At 41.5% G+C, this 18,390-nt stretch carries 12 protein-coding genes and 1 pseudogene; 3 read left to right on the top strand and 10 right to left on the bottom strand.

Annotated elements, in window-relative coordinates; all coding sequences use genetic code 11:
* Window positions 1-308: 308 nt before the first annotated feature.
* A complete protein-coding gene (locus MARME_RS02125; RefSeq protein ID WP_013659625.1) occupies window positions 309-1,730 on the bottom strand; it encodes an FAD-dependent oxidoreductase in 1,422 nt (473 codons plus the stop codon).
* A gap of 27 nt (window positions 1,731-1,757) precedes the next feature.
* Window positions 1,758-6,209, bottom strand: coding sequence for a glutamate synthase large subunit (gene gltB, locus MARME_RS02120; protein WP_013659624.1), 4,452 nt, complete (start codon window positions 6,207-6,209; stop codon window positions 1,758-1,760).
* A 541-nt stretch (window positions 6,210-6,750) separates the two neighbouring features.
* Here gltB and MARME_RS02115 point away from each other — a divergent pair.
* Both MARME_RS02115 and MARME_RS02110 read left to right on the top strand, forming a co-directional pair.
* Window positions 6,751-7,101 (top strand): putative quinol monooxygenase, encoded by a 351-nt coding sequence (locus MARME_RS02115; protein ID WP_013659623.1) that lies wholly within the window; start codon window positions 6,751-6,753, stop codon window positions 7,099-7,101.
* A 278-nt stretch (window positions 7,102-7,379) separates the two neighbouring features.
* On the top strand, window positions 7,380-8,573 hold the full coding sequence (locus MARME_RS02110) for a TsoY family (seleno)protein (protein ID WP_013659622.1): 1,194 nt from the start codon (window positions 7,380-7,382) through the stop codon (window positions 8,571-8,573).
* Window positions 8,574-8,724: 151 nt separating this feature from the next.
* Here MARME_RS02110 and MARME_RS02105 read toward each other — a convergent pair whose 3' ends face one another.
* From MARME_RS02105 to MARME_RS02070, 7 genes and pseudogenes are all read right to left on the bottom strand, one after another.
* Window positions 8,725-9,351: a sulfotransferase family 2 domain-containing protein gene (locus MARME_RS02105; protein ID WP_013659621.1), complete on the bottom strand. Its 627-nt coding sequence runs from the start codon at window positions 9,349-9,351 to the stop codon at window positions 8,725-8,727.
* Between the two features lie 61 nt (window positions 9,352-9,412).
* Window positions 9,413-9,697: pseudogene (locus MARME_RS21745) on the bottom strand (integrase core domain-containing protein); the annotation flags it as partial.
* An 802-nt stretch (window positions 9,698-10,499) separates the two neighbouring features.
* Window positions 10,500-11,618 carry a hypothetical protein gene (locus MARME_RS02095; protein ID WP_013659619.1) on the bottom strand — a complete coding sequence of 373 codons (1,119 nt, stop codon included), beginning with the start codon at window positions 11,616-11,618 and terminating at the stop codon, window positions 10,500-10,502.
* Between the two features lie 30 nt (window positions 11,619-11,648).
* Window positions 11,649-13,328: an FAD/NAD(P)-binding protein gene (locus MARME_RS02090; protein ID WP_013659618.1), complete on the bottom strand. Its 1,680-nt coding sequence runs from the start codon at window positions 13,326-13,328 to the stop codon at window positions 11,649-11,651.
* A 42-nt stretch (window positions 13,329-13,370) separates the two neighbouring features.
* On the bottom strand, window positions 13,371-13,976 hold the full coding sequence (locus MARME_RS02085; RefSeq protein ID WP_041648127.1) for a glutathione S-transferase N-terminal domain-containing protein: 606 nt from the start codon (window positions 13,974-13,976) through the stop codon (window positions 13,371-13,373).
* A gap of 19 nt (window positions 13,977-13,995) precedes the next feature.
* Window positions 13,996-15,189: a YbfB/YjiJ family MFS transporter gene (locus tag MARME_RS02080; RefSeq protein ID WP_041648126.1), complete on the bottom strand. Its 1,194-nt coding sequence runs from the start codon at window positions 15,187-15,189 to the stop codon at window positions 13,996-13,998.
* Between the two features lie 1,132 nt (window positions 15,190-16,321).
* Window positions 16,322-16,930: a glutathione S-transferase family protein gene (locus MARME_RS02070; protein ID WP_013659615.1), complete on the bottom strand. Its 609-nt coding sequence runs from the start codon at window positions 16,928-16,930 to the stop codon at window positions 16,322-16,324.
* 99 nt (window positions 16,931-17,029) lie between these two features.
* Here MARME_RS02070 and MARME_RS02065 point away from each other — a divergent pair, with 99 nt between their 5' ends.
* The gene (locus tag MARME_RS02065; protein WP_013659614.1) at window positions 17,030-17,764 is read left to right on the top strand and encodes a helix-turn-helix transcriptional regulator; all 735 of its coding nucleotides are present in this window, start codon (window positions 17,030-17,032) and stop codon (window positions 17,762-17,764) included.
* A gap of 70 nt (window positions 17,765-17,834) precedes the next feature.
* On the opposite strand, the gene MARME_RS02060 is transcribed toward MARME_RS02065, so the two are convergent.
* Window positions 17,835-18,350 (bottom strand): hypothetical protein, encoded by a 516-nt coding sequence (locus tag MARME_RS02060; protein ID WP_013659613.1) that lies wholly within the window; start codon window positions 18,348-18,350, stop codon window positions 17,835-17,837.
* Window positions 18,351-18,390 lie beyond the last annotated feature (40 nt).

Here is an 18,390-nt window from a genome sequence, read left to right as displayed (position 1 = left end):
CGATCATCATAATGTGGGATCATATGCGCGATCACATCGCGCTTTTCTTGTTCTAAAGTCAGTCTTCATAACACTAGAACTTCTGACATAAGCAACACAAGTACATCCTTGCTTGAACAACATACAAGTTAGTATTTTAGGCGCTACAATTAGAACGAACTCATTCAGTCCGTTAAAACAATAAAAAGAGATTTTATAAACAAAAAGCAAAAAAAAGCTCTTCTATCTATCGATAGAAGAGCTCAACACCACCATGTTATGCAAGCTTGATAAACAAGCTCACATTGTTAGGTTCTTGCTAATGTCGTTTAGACATCAAGGAAATCCATGATGCCTTCGGCCGCTTTACGACCTTCGTCAATGGCGGTTACAACGAGGTCAGAACCACGAACCATATCACCACCAGCAAAGACTTTTTCGTTGCTGGTTTGGAACATGTACTCGCTGTCACCTGGCGCCACTACGCGGCCACGACCGTCAATATTAATACCAAATTTTTCAAACCAAGGCGCTGGGCTTGGTTGGAAACCAAATGCCACAAGAACCACATCCGCTGGGATGATTTGTTCACTGCCTTCGACTACTTCCGCACGACGGCGGCCGTTTTCGTCAGGTTCACCCATTTGGGTTTCAACCACTTTAATGCCTTCAACTTTTCCATCACCCACGATCTCTACAGGTTGACGGTTAAAAAGGAACTGAACCCCTTCTTCACGCGCGTTTTTCACTTCGCGGCGAGAGCCTGGCATGTTCTCTTCATCACGACGGTACGCACACGTAACATTTTTCGCACCCTGACGAATAGAGGTACGGTTACAGTCCATCGCGGTATCACCGCCGCCCAGCACGATGACTTGTTTGCCTTTCATGCTGATGTAGTCTTCTTCGTTTTCTTCGAAGCCTAGGCAGTGGTTGACGTTAGACACTAAGAAATCGAGCGCATCGTATACCCCAGGAAGATCTTCACCGGGGAAACCGCCTTTCATGTACTTGTAAGTACCCATGCCTAAGAAAACAGCGTCATACTCTTCCAGCAAATGCTCGAACGGTACGTCGTCACCAACACTGGTGCCAAGTACGAACTCAACGCCCATTTCTTCGAACACTTCGCGACGACGCGTCATCACAGATTTTTCAAGCTTGAACTCAGGGATACCGAAAGTCAGTAAACCACCGATCTCTGGGTGTTTGTCAAAGACAACCGGCTTCACACCGTTACGAACCAATATATCCGCACACGCAAGTCCCGCTGGACCTGCACCGACAATCGCTACGGTTTTATCAACCGGTACGACGTTAGACATATCTGGACGCCAACCCAATGCAAAGGCCGTATCGGTGATGTATTTCTCAACCGAACCGATCGTCACCGCACCGAAGCCACCTTCGCCAAGGGTACACGCCCCTTCACACAGACGGTCTTGTGGACACACTCGACCACACACCTCTGGCAATGAGTTGGTCTGGTGACTCAACTCAGCGGCTTCTAAGATGTTGCCTTCGCTAACCAGTTTTAACCAGTTTGGAATGTAGTTGTGTACAGGACACTTCCATTCACAGTAAGGGTTACCACACTCTAGACAGCGATGTGACTGATCCTGTGCTTTCTCTTCTTCAAACGGTTTGTAAATTTCTACAAACTGCGCCTTGCGCGTCAGTAGAGGTTTTTTCTTAGGATCTTGACGATCCACTTCAACAAATTGAAATACGTTGTTTAAGCGCTCAGACATAAGCGTTCATCTCCTATGGCTGCGTTGTTATTCCGGACGTTGACGAGTGTTCGCTAATAGCGCGCTCAAACTCGCGGCTTTAGGCTTAACCAGCCAGAATTTACCAATGAAATCGTAGAAGTCATCTAGAATTTCTTGGCCCCATTCACTACCTGTTTCGTTCACATATTCTTGGATAACACTGCGTAAATGCGAACGGTATTCTTCGGTCAACTCTGTGCCGACTCGTTGAATCTCAACCAATTCGTGGTTGTATTTGTCAACGAAGGTACGATCAAGGTCAAGTACATAAGCAAAGCCCCCTGTCATACCCGCACCAAAGTTGTAACCTGTATTGCCCAGTACCGTGACCATACCGCCGGTCATGTATTCACAACAGTGGTCGCCCGCGCCTTCAATAACCGCATGAACACCAGAGTTACGAACCGCGAAACGCTCGCCCGCAGTACCCGCAGCGTACAATTTGCCGCCCGTTGCACCATATAGACAGGTGTTACCGATGATCGCAGAGTCTTGTGACTTGAACATTGACCCTTTTGGCGGACGAATCACAAGCTTACCACCTGTCATGCCTTTACCAACGTAGTCGTTCGCGTCACCTTCTAGGTACATGTTCAATCCACCCGCGTTCCAAACGCCGAATGATTGACCCGCTGTCCCGTTCAGTTTCAAGGTCAACGGTGCATCCACCATGCCTTGGTTGCCGTAGCGTTTAGCGATCTCACCAGATAAGCGAGCACCAATAGAACGGTCACAGTTGGTAACGTTAAATTCAAACTCGCCACCTTCTTTCTCTTCTACTGTGTCCTTCACTGCCGCCCACATCGTATCAGCGTGTGCGCCTTTATCGTGCGGTGGGTTAAACGGTACTTCACAGTACTGAGGTTTGTCCGCTGGAATCGCATCGTTATTAAGAATAGGCGATAGATCCAAGTGCGCTTGTTTCTCAGTTTCACCCGGTAGCAGTGATAGCAGGTCGGTGCGACCAATCAAATCTTGCAACTTGGATACACCCAGTTTCGCCATCCACTGACGCGTGTCTTCAGCCATAAAGCGGAAGAAGTTTTTGATCATCTCAACCGTACCAATGAAATGCTCGTCACGAAGATGCTTATCTTGTGTCGCCACACCCGTCGCACAGTTGTTCAAGTGACAGATACGTAGGAACTTACAACCCATTGCCACCATTGGCGTCGTACCGAAGCCGAAGCTTTCAGCACCTAAGATCGCCGCCTTAACCACATCTAGACCGGTCTTAAGACCACCGTCTGTTTGCAGACGAATCTTGCCACGAAGATCGTTAGCACGCAGCGCTTGTTGCGCTTCTGCTAGGCCAAGCTCCCATGGCGATCCCGCATGACGGATCGAGGTTAATGGTGACGCCGCTGTACCGCCGTCGTAGCCAGAGATCGTAATCAAGTCAGCGTAGGCTTTCGCAACACCCGCTGCAATCGTACCAACGCCCGGCTCAGAAACCAGCTTCACAGACACAAGTGCGTCTGGGTTAACCTGTTTCAAGTCGAAGATAAGCTGCGCTAAATCTTCAATCGAGTAAATGTCGTGGTGCGGTGGTGGAGAGATCAATGTCACACCCGGTACAGAGTAACGCAGACGCGCAATTAAGCCGTTTACCTTACCACCCGGAAGCTGACCACCTTCACCTGGTTTCGCACCTTGCGCTACTTTAATTTGCAGCACTTCAGCGTTCACAAGGTATTCTGGCGTAACACCAAATCGACCTGATGCAATTTGTTTGATCTTAGAGCGTCGCTCTGTTCCGTGACGCGCTGGGTCTTCACCGCCTTCACCAGAGTTTGAACGACAGCCCAGTTCGTTCATTGCTTGTGCCAATGCTTCGTGCGCTTCTGGAGACAACGCACCTAAAGACATACCTGCTGAGTCAAACCGAGGAAGGATGGTATCGATGCCTTCTACTGAATCTAACGAGATAGCTTGCGCTTTATCAGACAAACCAAACAAGTCACGCAGCATAGAAGCTGGACGAGTATTTACCAACTCAGCGTATTGCTGGAAGTCGGCAAATTCCCCGCTGCCCACGGCCTTTTGCAGGTTACGAACGACATCTGGGTTAAACGCATGGTATTCAGCACCATGAACGTATTTCAGATAGCCACCCTGCACAATAGATTTACGTGCTTTCCACGCCGCAGACGCCACTTTTGCCTGCTCTTTTTGCAGATCCGCAAAAGTTGCACCTTGAATACGGCTAGCAACGCCTTTGAAACAAGTATCAACAACGTCTTTAGATAGACCAACCGCTTCAAAAAGCTGTGCACCACGGTAAGAGGCAACGGTTGAAATACCCATCTTAGACATGATTTTCATCAGGCCTTTATTGATGCCTTTACGGTACTTACGATGGCACTCAATTGGGTCGCCTAGCACTTCACCTTTATCGATCATATCGTTCATCAAACGATATGATAGGTATGGATAGATCGCCGTCGCACCAAAGCCAAGCAATACAGCAAACTGATGAGGATCGCGTGCAAAGCCCGTATCCGCAATAATGTTTGAATCACAACGCAAGCCAACAGCCGTTAAGTGATGGTGAACCGCACCAACAGCCATTGCCGCTGGGATTGGCAAATGTGTCTTTTCAATGTCGCGATCCGTTAGCACAACGATCACGGCGCCATTACGAACCACTTCTTCTGCACTCATCTGAAGGTTGCGTACTGCTTGTTCTAGCGTCACTTCTTCAGGGTTGTAGTTGGTGTTTAAACGAGCCAAACGGAAGCGGTGATCTTCCATCGCCAACAGTCGGCTGTATTTACGCGGCGACAAAATAGGCGATGACAAAATAATACGGTTGGCATGCTTCGGCGTTTCTTCAAATAAGTTACGCTCAACACCGACACAGGTTTCCAACGACATCACAACCGATTCACGTAGTGGATCGATCGGTGGGTTGGTCACCTGAGCAAACTTCTGACGGAAGTAATCCGTCACAGGACGCGTTTGACTCGACATGACCGCCATTGGCGTATCATCACCCATCGAGCCAACGGCTTCGTGTCCGCTTTCAGCTAATGGACGGAAGATTTGATCGCGCTCTTCAAACGAAACCTGGAACATTTTCTGGTAAGTTTGCATTTGCTCAGCAGAGAAAGGAACAAACTCCATTTCATGCTCTTGCAAAAGTGATTCAATACGAATCGACTCTTGCTTCAACCATTTACGGTAAGGGTGCGCTGATTTAAGTTTTTCGTTGATGTCGTCTGTGTGAAGTACTTCACCATTTTGCGTATCAACCACCAACATCTGACCCGGTCCGACACGACCTTTAGACACAACGTCTTCTGGTTTGTAGTCGTAAGTGCCGATTTCAGATGCAAGCGTAATAAAGCCATTCTTGGTAATCACCCAACGTGCAGGACGCAAACCATTACGGTCAAGCATACAGATCGCGTGACGACCATCGGTCATTACCAAACCGGCTGGGCCATCCCAAGGGTCCATGTGCATAGAGTTGTACTCATAAAAAGCACGCAACTCTGAATCCATGTTTTCAACGTTTTGCCAAGCAGGTGGAATAATCAAACGTGCGGCACGGAAGATATCCATACCACCGGTCACAAGCACTTCCAACATGTTATCCATGGAAGAAGAGTCAGACCCTGTCAGGTTAACGATAGGTTGCAGATCATTTAGCTCAGGAATAAGAGGAGAGCTTAGTTTAGAAGCACGCGCCAACGCCCAATTACGGTTACCTTCAATCGTGTTGATCTCACCGTTGTGTGCAACCATACGGAATGGCTGAGCAAGCGGCCAACGCGGTAACGTATTCGTAGAGAAACGCTGGTGGAAGACACAGATTGCAGTCTGAAGCTTTTCGTTTCCTAAGTCTTTATAGAACGAAGGCAAATCTTCCGGCATCATCAAACCTTTATATGACAAAACGCGGTCAGACAAAGAACAGATGTAAAAGTTTTCGTATTCAGAAAGTGCGATTTCCGTTTTACGACGAGACACGAACAAACGGGTTGCAAAGGTACGAGCATCCATACGGTTGCTGTCGACAAACACTTGTTCAATACGAGGCAAACAATCTAACGCGATGCCACCAAGGCACGCAGAGTCCGTTGGCACTTCTCGCCAACCGACGACTTTTAAGCCTTCTTTTTCAAGCTCTTGGGTCAAGGTATCACGTTGCTCAATCGCTAACGCTTCATCTTGATCAAGGAAAACCATACCGACGCCATATAGGTCGGACAACATATGATTGAATAAAGACAGCGCTTCACTGCGCAAGAATGCATCGGGCTTTTGAATCAAAAGACCACAGCCATCACCCGTTTTGCCGTCCGCGGCGATCCCACCTCGGTGTGTCATGCAAGTTAAAGACTCAATTGCTGTCTTCAATAGCTCATGGCTAGAAGTGCCTTCCATATGAGCGATCAGACCAAAGCCACAGTTGTCTTTGAACTCACCAGGACGATAAAGACCTGTATTCATACACCAACTCCCACTGTAAAACGTAAAATTAGAAAGATATTTAGAAACTAGTAGGGAAAAAACGAACCAAAAAAAACGTTTTTGCCTTTGTTAGGATATTCGTGTGGGCCTACAGAGAGGCTCTAAGTGACGAAATTTACCCACACTTCCCTTTTAAATTGGCACTCATCTTAACTCGCGACCACCCCTTGCTCAAATTTGACACCCGTGATTTCAAGTCAAATTCAAGGTAAATTAAACCCAATTCACGCGTTTTACATCGCTGTTGGAGTATTTTCTGTCGTGTCGTTTTTTTTCAACAGAAAAATCCTCTGAACATTGCGATTTTTCAGTAAAATATGGTGTTTTTTTCTATTTTCTCTCAATTTTATCAAAAAAGTACGATTTAGAGTCCGATTTCGCACTAATAGAAAACAAAAATATTCTTTAAAATCAAAGACTTTATGTCTAAATTATGGTTTTAGACGATATAACTCTTGGACAAAGTTGCGTGAAAATAACCGAATATCCAAAGGCAGAACAATTAACTAAGGAAATCACAATGTCTAGTAGAGTCTACTGTGTTGCTCAATTTTTACCCAAATCAGGTCAAGAGAAAACCCTCTTCAAGGTCTTGCAAAGCTTAGAACCGAACACACTTAGAGAAGATGGATGCATCGAATACCGAGTTACTCGACAAGTCGCCAGCCCCTACGCAGAAGGAAAAAGCTTCCCCATCGCCTTCCAAGAAATCTGGAAAGACATGGCAAGCTTTGAAGCACACTGTAACCGCAAGGAAATCGGCGAATTTTTCCAAACCTACTGCGAGGCAGACGACGGCTTAGCAGAAGACTGGAATGTCTGCATTTATACCGATGAGCCAGAAGAATTCGACGCACCCGTGTTTGCGTAGTTTTTTGAGATAAACAAATTAGAACAACTTAGGGTCGGTACTGAATCTATTATATAATTTAACCCATTGCTTTTACTGAAAAATTTTCAGATCCCTTCCCCTTACCAAGGGGAAGGTTAGGATGGGGTCAATTACTAACCCTAGTTTCATCTGCCCCTAATTTTCTGAGACATGACATTAAAAAGTGATACTGGTCAAACAATCATCACTTTTTTATGCAAACAATCATTTCCCCCTTATATATTAGAATTTACTAATATTAAAGAGAGGACAGTTCCATGATTCGCAGAAAACCCAACATGACGTTTCATCCAAGCTATTGGTTCAGTTCTTTAGGTGCTGGCGGTACGGCGGTAAGTTTTTTTATGTACCTGATGTGGATGGTACCTCATAAAAACACACCAATACCGACATTTGCGGATTGGAGTACTCAGTTAAATGAAGGTGGTTTTATGGCCGCCCTTACGTTTGCCTCATTAGTAGGGATTATTGTGTTTTCCATACTCCATTTTGCATTGTTGTTTTGGAATATCGCCGAAAGTACCGCGTTCAAAAAAGACTTAAAAGCACTCGTTAATACACCCGCTGAAGTACAACTTATGGCCATCCCTGTCACCTTCGCCATGACAGTGAACGTGCTGTTTATTCTCGGCGCTTTATTTATCCCTAATTTATGGGCTTCCGTTGAGTTACTTTTTCCCGGTGCAATTGCCGCATTCGCGTTAATTGGTGTTTACGCTGTACGTATCTTTGTTCAGTACATCTCCAACATGGTACGTAGTGGCGGTTATGCAAGTGTCGATCATAATCACCTATCCGCCTTAGTAAGTGTATTTACGTTTTCTATGTTATCGGTGGGATTCGCGGCCGCTTCGGCTATGTCTCATATTGCGATTACAGCTGCGATTGCAACGACATTGAGCATTGCATTTTTCGCCTTCGCGTTACTCATTGGCATTATTGTATTGAGTCATGGTATCAATGCGATTATGAAGCACGGAATCGCTGAAGCCGCTTCTCCTAGCCTATGGATGCTGATTCCTATTTTGACGGTATTGGGCATTAGTTGGGTACGTTTATCCCATGGGTTAAACCACCACTTTGGGATTGAGAGCAGTCCGGGTTCTCTCTTCTTACCTCTCACCGTTATTTTCATGCTGCAATTAGGGGTTTTTACATTAGGTTATAAAGTCATGAAAGCCAATCATTATTTGACGTATTATTTATACGGAGATAAAGAAAACCCTATCAGTTTTGGATTAGTATGCCCCGGTGTCGCTTTGTTTGTAATGGGGATGTTCTGGTGGCATATCGGTTGGGTAAAAACAGGAATTATTGAGCCTTTTAGCCCTGCCTATTGGATTGGAATAGGTGTCCTGTTTACTATTCAGGTCATTACTATTAGCGCCTTACTCAAACTAATCCGTAAACTACTACGTCACCCAACACCGACAAAAGTGGCCCATGTTTAATTCGAGCACTATTTTCAACTGGTCTTGAGACTCTCTCAAAAAATATAGATCAGAATATTAGCTAAAAAAGGGAACGTTCATGGCTCTTGGCAATCAATGATTTCGCAAAAAAATCACCGCCAAAGTCATGAATGCAGCCTCTATATCAGAATTAGATAGGCTCAAAATGGTAACCAAAGTTAGATACGTCTTCATGAAATACGTCCGCAACCAGCTCCTTACCAAAATCAGAGTAATACTCGCTATAATGAAGATGCTTTGAGCCATTTACGTTTTCTTCGAAAGGTTTCATGACATTCACTTTTGACAGAAATTTGGGGATATCCTGAGCATAGTTTTCAAATCGGCCAATCTCATCTACAAGTAAATTACCGTCATCATCAATTAATTGCTGCCACTGGCTAAAAACCAATCGATTTCCACGACATCCTCCGATTTTCTGGGTCGACACCGCCTCCAAAAATTCATCAAACTTTCGCCAATGGGGAGAATCCGGTAAGGCATTTAATGCGGCGCTGTTCAGGTCAAATGATGCATCAGATAAAGCCATCAAAGCGTACCAAGAGACTAGCCTCTCCCAGGGGTTTCGAACCAATGTAAATTTAAAAAAAGTATCGAATTCTTCCCCTAGAATAGCTTTGCCTTCTTTCATAGATAAGTGCTGTAAACGTACCTGTTCAACGTCTTTAACATGTCGTTTTATATGTTCGGTCAACGACGTCCCACCGGTTCTTGAAACATGACAGAAAAGAAAATTGTGTTGGCGTGATATGTACATATAACTTCCTTCGGCTTAGGCTGGTAATCCTCCCCTTTTTAATGCCGTTCAAAAGTAGACGTTAAGCGGCCATTAGAGGTGGCTTACCTCCGTTGGCAGTATGTGGCCTTTCATAATTGTAAAACCATAGCCACTCTGTTGCATAGTCTTAGACTTCTTCGAGCGTATCAAACAGGTGTTTACTGACCCAGCCATATCTCGCTGTTCGATTGTAACGCTCAATATACGCATTTTGTTGACGGTTACACGGTTGAATATAGTCTATTCTGATGCCTTTCTTTTTAGCCCACTTACCGAACTCATGACTAATAAACTCCGGGCCGTTGTCGCAACGTAAGCGTACGGGCGGATTACCGGCTCATGTGCAGACAAAAAATGCGCCACTTATGCTTGAGTAAATGTCGAGAGATCAGCGACCCATTGGAGGTATTCTAACGTCGCGACATAAAGTGTCCCTTTAGCGTCCAAGTCTAAAGACATCTCGATTTTCTTCAACGCATGAATAGGAAACAGTTGGTTTAGATACAGGTTTGGAAGACTAGCTTTTACAATCAGCCAACCCAAGCACTGACAGGAATTAACTAGAAAGTAACAGAACAATCCCTTCTCGAGGTCTGTCATATAAAGGTGTTGATCGTTATTTATAAAACAGCGGCGTCAAGATCTACTCATTAAAACACCAAGTACCATCTTCCGTTTTTCCCTTGGCTCTTAGAAAATACAAAAACAATTATGCTTTACGATATCGAGTGTCTAGGGAAGGCACGAATAAGTCTTATGAGCTTCAGTCTTATCAGAGAAACAGCCTATTAAGGCGAGAGTGAGCAGGAATGTTAATACCTTTCAATCACTCTTAACAAAGATAGGCTGTTTCTCTGAAAGACCCAGAAGGCGTAGGCTAAACTCTCTTTAATTCTTTGTTCACTTTCTTGCCAATATGCTCGATATTGGACGGCGAAACTTACCTCAAATAAAGAAGCGTTATCCACACGCTGAAGCCAATGGACTTATTCACACCTTCCCTAGAGAAAAGTAACGTAAAAAAATCAATGACACACTTTGAACTTAAGCTTCGATAAGAGACCTTTGGGTTACTTTTATACTTTCCTGTTGCTTGATAAATGCGTTATATTCAGAAAGCAATAAAATCATCGTAGAAACAATAAATACAAAAAAGAAACACCCCCAAAAACAAAACAAAATTTATAATGTTTAAAAAAACTTTCGTAAAAAATATTGTTATTCGTATTAGTTGATGCCATTACTGTAGTTAATGATACTGGTGATAACAATTGAGCATTCACAATCATAACAAGCCAAGCAATACATATTTGCTCTTCAGTAAATCCGGCATCTAACATTGGCTGAGAAAACAACAAACTAAAGGAAATAAAAAGTAATAAAGGATGAATAAGAAAGACACTCAAAATAGGCACTAAGAAAATAGGAAAAATCAATATAAAATCATTACCAAGAAAAGAAAGAACTTCGTATGGATTTACTGATTTTAGTATTGGGGATATAGAATAGCTAACACTACCAACTCCTATGAAGAAAAGAACTTGCCGCCATATAGAAAAGAAAGCTTCAGATACTTTAAAGATAGTACGCCATTGCAAGAATAATGAAAAAATAATAAAAAACAGTGATTGCTTTAACAAAAAGCTTCCATTCAAAAAAAGTGAAAAAACATACATATAGAAAACATTCAGAAATGCCAAAAACAAAGAGAAAAGCAAAATATTTAAATTGAAAAAGGAAAAAGGTGTCTTTTTATTATCCAGAAATATTATAAAAAGACATAAAGGTAGCCCAATCAAAAAAACAGAGAAAATTGAATCAAATTCATAAAAATCAAAAACATAACCAGATGCTAATGTTGTAGGATATATAAGCATACTCGAAGTTAATCCTCTTGATATTTTTTTTGTCTCAATAGGTCCCTTAGATAAAGCTTTAAGAAATGACGAAACACCTAACCCAAAAGAAAAAGCACTTAAAAAAGAGATTATTTTTGTCTCAATTGAAGAAGATTTAGCTTGATCAAATTCCATTTTTTGAAAAAGCCTTCTGTTGATTAAGGATAACTTCAAAAAGCTAAGTGCTAATATATAAACAATAACACTATCAAGAAAAAAAGCTCCTTCGATAGTTTTTTTATAGAAAGAATCAATTCCATCGCTTAAACTAAAATTAAAAACAAAAGATAATATTAAAAAAACTATCCCCATACTAGAAAGGTAGTTAACAATTAAAAATCGAAACATAAAAACCAAAATAATTAAAAGAAAAAAAGATCAAGAAACAACATTTTCTTTTGATGACAATACATCAAGATAAATTTTATTTGCTAAAAAATTACTATCCATCAAAAATGTCGATACCATACCTGGCCTTCCAAGAACCAATGTAAAATATTTAGGCCCTTCGGATGATAAACCAATAGCATGAAAATTTTCGCACGGTTCACCATTAATATCAATTACTCTATGCTGTGAATCAATATCAAGCCCTCCATATTGGAAACCGCCATTATTAAAAAATCTAAACTTTTCTTTTAAATTATTAACCAAGGTATCTTTTCGCTCATTAAAATTTATCGTGGGCATTCTAGCTTTTATCAGATAATCAATATTCTTTTCTTTTTTATCATTATTAAATTTTTGAACTAACTTAAAACCGTTTTCTGTTTTTAATACTGTAGGGTTAGCAGCAGTAGAGACTGAACATAACCCAGCTTTAATAAGTGCTTCGAGTTGCATCAGCCTTAGATATGGAGGCCCAACACAAATCTTATTAATTATTGGCTGCCATTTATTTATTAAAACCTTGTGTGACTCTGGATTTAAGGCAGAATAATCTGTAGCGACTCGAATAACATCACGTAAATCTCTTACGACATCCTGACAAAATTTATAAGGATTTTCAAACTTACCATCAAGTGATTGAGAATAGTCTAACTTTAACAAAGAGCAAAAACTTTCAACGAATTTTTTTTCATCATTAAAGTCCAATTTTTTCTCTGGATGGAAGAAATAATCCGTATCAAGAGCACCCTCTCCTCCTTGTTGCATATATGCAATTTGCAACTCAGTAATTAATAAAGGTAAAACATCGAGTTCAAAGTCAAGCTTACCTTTTATTTTTTTCATATACTCAATAGATTCAGTTTTAAAAACAATCGGCTTGTAAATGAAAGATGTATTAGCGTTATAGGCACGGCTTGAAAGAAAAATCCCAGATCGCGAAAAAATATTTAAAAAAGGCTCATTTCCTGAAGCAATATACTCTAAACCACCATCAGAAGACGCCACAAACTCTCCACCGCGCCCTTCAGTCAAACTACTAATAACATCAAAAGCAGTCAATCCCATTCCTTGAATGCCGACCTCAGATCCGCTTGGTATTTCGTGCATTTTTTCTGTAGAAAAAACAAAGTCAAACACTCTATCATTTCTAACTTCCATATCTTCATGACCACTACAAATTGTAATAGAATCAACCTTGTAATTATCATTTTTTGTTTTGATCGAAGCTCTACCAAAACTCGAATCAATATCTATCACTTCCTCATTAATTTCGAAGAATGAAATACCCAATTTTTTTAATCTGTTTATTTGAAAATCGTAAAAATAATTTAAGTATTCACCCAAAACACTTCTAGAAGGATAGTCTGATTCGCCAATAGGTTGTTTTTTTATCTGAGTATGCCACTCATAAAAACAAGGGCCAGATTTCACGGGGCCAAACGATTCCATTTCATCCCCGTAAAACATAGTTATTTGACTGGCGATAGTATTTGCCAATAACCCTTTAGGTAGATCTTTTTTATGACAACCTGACCCAAATTCTTTATTCTTCTCAAAAAACAAAAATGAAATATTAACTTTATCTTTCGAGTTCTCTATATATGTAATCATCCTCTCAAGTAAAGAGGTACCTCTTGGCCCCATACCGACAATCGCAATTTTTTTCATTTTCAATCCTTTATTGAAACAAAAAAATTATAATCTATTTATTCATTTAAAAGCGGTGCTTTCAAAGCTACTTCTAGATGAAATTCTCTCACACCACTTTGATAACTTAGGATAATTATCATTTATTTTCATTTCAGGAATACGAAACAATATATAGCTCAGGGATACTGCAATAGAAATATCTCCTAATGTAATGCTTTCCTCATGAGAATATTTTTCTATATTTTCTTCAAGTTGCCCTAGTGATCGACGAATTCCATTAAATCGCCTTAAATTCAATATTGAATTATCAAGCTCTCTACCCAAATATTTTTTGGAAATGACTATTGAAAAGGCGGCATCCATTATACCTTGACCTAACCCCATAAGATAAAACACATTTTCTTTATATTTATTAGGTATAAGCGAGGGAGTTTTTTCATCAATGGAGTCTAAATAATTGGCAATTATTATCGATTCATTTATTGCCAAACCTGATTCTAAAACCAAGCTAGGAATTCTTCCTAATGGATTTATTTTAAGAAAATTTTCATCATCACTCCAAGGATCACACCAAACAAGATCTACCTTTTCAGTCATTTCTTTCTCTAAAATCAGGATCCTAACCATTCGAGCATAAGGTGATGTTTTATTTGAAAATAACTTCATATTAAAACCTGCAATTAAATTATCGAAAAATTGAAAATAGTTTAAAGCCAACCACATAATTACTCAAAAAGGCTAGAAAAGCACCAATGAATAACGCAGCACTGCCAATGTAAAACAATAAATAATAACTCCCCATATTTTCATATAATGCAGACATAGCATAGCCAGACAAGGCCTGAGCAGTAGAAAAAAACGCAGTAGCGTATCCCCATAAACGCTTATAATTAATGGCATCAGACAGTTCAGAAATACGCCCAGAAGTTAATGCCACAATTCCTGGAACCATGGCGCCAACCAAAAAAGAGGATAAAGTTCTACAAATAATTGATATAGAAAATATAGGTATTACAATAGCTAGAGCTTTAATTATAAACGCAATATAAAGAGCAGAATGCCAACCAAACTGCTGACTTAAGCGCCCTGCTATCAAGGGACCAAAAATGGCTCCTACACCGAAAACAGTCCATTGTATTGATGCAACATCTACTCCTAATGCCTTTTCTCTTGCTAAATAGTCAACCCAAAATAGGGTATGAGGAATAAAGCCAATGGCATCCAAAGCATAGGCTAGCACTACAAATAGTACGGCTAATTTGACGTTACCTTTAATGCCTTTAGTAGAATTTGTCTGCTTTTTTTCTGTCGCTATACTTGAGGGAAGCTTAATAAAATTACGGTCACTTACTACTCCAGATAATAGACTAAGCAAACCAAGCATGAACCAAATCGAGGACAAACCAAACTGAATAGATAATGGCACTATCAGGGACGACAAAATAATACCAAAGCCAATGCCCATAAATATATATGAACCAATTTTGCTACGACTAGCTCCTGGGATAGCTAATAATGCAGTTGCGGGGCCTACAACCATGAGTATGGCGCCACTAATACCTGCGATTAATCGCCAAGTGAAAAACCATATATAACTGCCCGGTTGAGCACAAAGGAAGAAGCTTAAAGAGATTGCAGTAAAGCATAGAGCCATTAATAATCGAGGTTTGATATATAAGGAAATATAATGTGCAGCCAGTGCGCCAATTAAGTAACCAACAAGATTCGCGCCACTTAAATAGACGGAAAAAACCTCATTAAACCATCCTTGATGAACTAATTCTGGCAAAAGTGGAGTATAGGCAAAGCGTGAAACACCTATTCCAGAAAATGTTGCCATACCTCCCACTAGCAAAGCAGGCAAATATTTTTCTAACATAGCCCTATCCATAGCTCTATCTCTTTCCTTGCTCACGATAAACAAAAAATTCGCTTCATTATAGTGCCAAAACAAAACAACAGCACCATATCGGTACACACATTTATATTCCCATACACCCAAGGTGTCAAGCTGATTTTAAATCAGTATAGAAATTAGAATCATAATCAATCTATCTATAATTTTTTTCTAATATCGAGCTAACAATAAGTCAACCGCTACTAGGATATCAAACGTCAACTACTTTATGAGGTTATCGTAAATTAACTTGGCCGCTTTTTTCGGTAGATTTCATAGCGCGCTTTCTGCAATAACTCTCTCCTTCTAGTCTATAAATGTCAGATTGATACGAGCCACCCATAGCTTTAGGAGCGAGTTCGATAATTCAGTAATGTCAAATAGCATAGTCAAGAATGAGGAAGATAAGCGTCTAGTAAACTACACATAAGCATCTGATTTCGATTTACATAGAGTGATGATTTCTTTGGTCTAAAGAATGATTGTCTATGTTTACCTCCTCTCCCCAAGTTTCTATTATCTTGATTTGTGGCTCAACCGATATGCGTAAAACCATTGATAGCTTATGTGGCCGTACACGTAATCGAATGTTGAGAAACACTGCGAATAACGAATACGTTTGTATCGAAAGCGCTGGCCGCGGGTGCTACCTTCAAATCACGCACAACCACCTTCAAACAGCGCACAATTATCTTTAGACGACCTGCTAGAAGCACAAAGAACAGCATTGCATAATAACCAACAGAAAAAGCCAGCAATGGCATGAATCTGGACGAGCCTATGGGTTACAAAACCTCGGTACCAACGCCTGCGTTTCGAGAATCATTATCATCCGATTCGATTACCACAACGCCAATTGAGCTCTCACTGAATTCAGAGCTAGCCTCATCAGAAAGGTGGCCAGCTCAATTGACACCTAGCACGATATAATTGGGTAACAGCTAGGGAAAAATGCCTCAATTCTGTTTTCCTGCAACTCGTAGAGTATCCAAAACAAGTTACGAAGTGATCTAACACTTAAAGACTATGCGTTGCGCTATACCATCAAGGGCACTTCTGGGTCAGATGAAAATTAGTCCTTTTTTAATCTCTTTTTCTTCTGCCCCCAATTTATTTAGCCTTTTTCAGTCATCTCAAGAAAAGCGCTATGGGTTTCTCGATAAGCGGGCCTTTGACGGATCCGGTCGACGTAGGCAGCGACTTTAGGAGAGGGCTCCATCCACTTAAAGACCATGGAAAAGTCGAGTAAACCACCAAACACCACATCCGCCGCGGTGAATTGTTCACCCAGCGCCCAACCTGCTTCTGGCGTCATGGATTCTATTGTTTCCAACACACTGGGCATATCCCCCCAACCTGCCGTTGTCGGTTCTGGATGCACCAACCCGCAAACAGAAAGTGAAAACATAGGCTCAATGGTGTTACCTGCAAAAAATAGATAGCGGTAATACGCACCTCGATCAGTGGAATCAATGGCAGGCGCAAGCTTCTTTTCAGGGAATTTATCGGCAAGGTACGCACAAATAGCAGACACTTCCGTCACCACCGTATCGCCGTCCATCAACGCTGGCAACTTGCCCATAGGGTTGATGTTCTTGTACTCGGCTTGGTGATTCTCTTTAGTTGTAAAGTCGATGAACACTCGCTCATGCTCTACCTTCAGTTCTTTCAGCATCCAGTCTGTTGTGATGGCTCTACTCATAGGGTTGTAATAGTGCTTCATGTTTATACTCCTTTTACGCGTCATAAAGTTAATAGATGGAAGCTTTCCACTGATTTGAAGTATATGGATATTTATGCCATTTCATGACATATTTTATCTATGATAAATACCAGCTTTGAACAACGAGCCGAACGGCGTAATCGTCTCATCGGCCTACTTCGCTCCGAAGAATATTGGAAGACATCAGACCTGCGTGAGCAATTAGGGGTAAGCCAACGAACCTTAATGCGTGAGCTGGCTGAACTGAAAAAAGCGGGCTACCCCATTGAGTCAGATAGGGGGCGAGGTGGTGGCATTCGACTAAACGGCCGATGGGGAATCGATCGATTAAATTTAAGCCATCATGAGGTCATTGAATTGATACTTTCTTTGGCCATTATGGAGTCTCTGAAATCCCCGCTTCTTACAAGCAATTTAAAAGCGATCAAACAGAAACTGTTCCAAGCCTTCCCTCAAGAACAACGCAATGCCGTCAGTAATATCCGTAAGCGCATCATGATTGGCGACAACGCAGGCGCCAATACCGTATCACGCTACACAGAACCCGCTCAGGCCTTATCCGAGAGCATCGCAGAGGCGTTTTTACGGCAAAGATGTCTGGAGATTGATTATCAGTCTGACTCAGGGGAAAAAACAACGCGTGTGATCGAAGCGCAATACATCTTATTAAATTGGCCTATCTGGTACATCACTGCTTGGGATCATCTTAGATCGTCCTCTCGAATGTTTCGAATAGATCGAATCCAAAACGCTCGGATGGTTGACGGTTACTTCCAACTTCGACCAATAGAAGAATTTATCGGTGCGTATACGCCATATTATAAAAGCATTTAACAGGGGACTTTATCCTATCCACTCATCTATAGACGGGATAACTAACACCTTATGATAAGCAGTTGTTGGTCTAAGTGGACTGAATCATTTTTTTCAGCAGTTTTTCACAGGCAGTTAAAAGCAATGGTTCTAGATCTTTGGAAACAAAAATCGGCTTGTACCTAAAGACTCCCCTCAGGCTTAAAACGCCCGCAAGGTATTCACCCCAAGGCATTTTTACGGTTACCGAATAAGTTTTCTTGGTGCGTTGACTCTTTATGTAATAGAGCCGAGACTTAATCTGAACTTTTGGGCGCCAAAAGATAGGTAATGAAAACGGTGGTGTCATTGTGGAAGTGAACTCAGCTCCTTGCACTTTGGCTATCATCACGTCCAAGCCTAGGTCATTACCCTCAGGCTCATACACAGAACTAACAGGCGGAAGCGACGAAAAAACGCTCTCCACGATCACTTTGGCTTCATAATCTAGCTTCTCAGATTTAAACCAACCTTCCTCATCTGAGCGTTTCCACTCCTCTCTTGGCACTGCGACAATTGACGCCATAAAAACGCGCGGTTTAGTAGGCTTAAATATCTTAGATAGCATATGAATACAGCTCCCTTATTTATAGAGTCCCTGCAAGATA

The sequence above is a fragment of the Marinomonas mediterranea MMB-1 genome, assembly GCF_000192865.1.
GTDB classification, from domain to species: domain Bacteria; phylum Pseudomonadota; class Gammaproteobacteria; order Pseudomonadales; family Marinomonadaceae; genus Marinomonas; species Marinomonas mediterranea.
The sequence above is the reverse complement of the archived record's forward strand: the minus strand, read 5'-3'. Positions and strand labels throughout refer to the sequence as shown.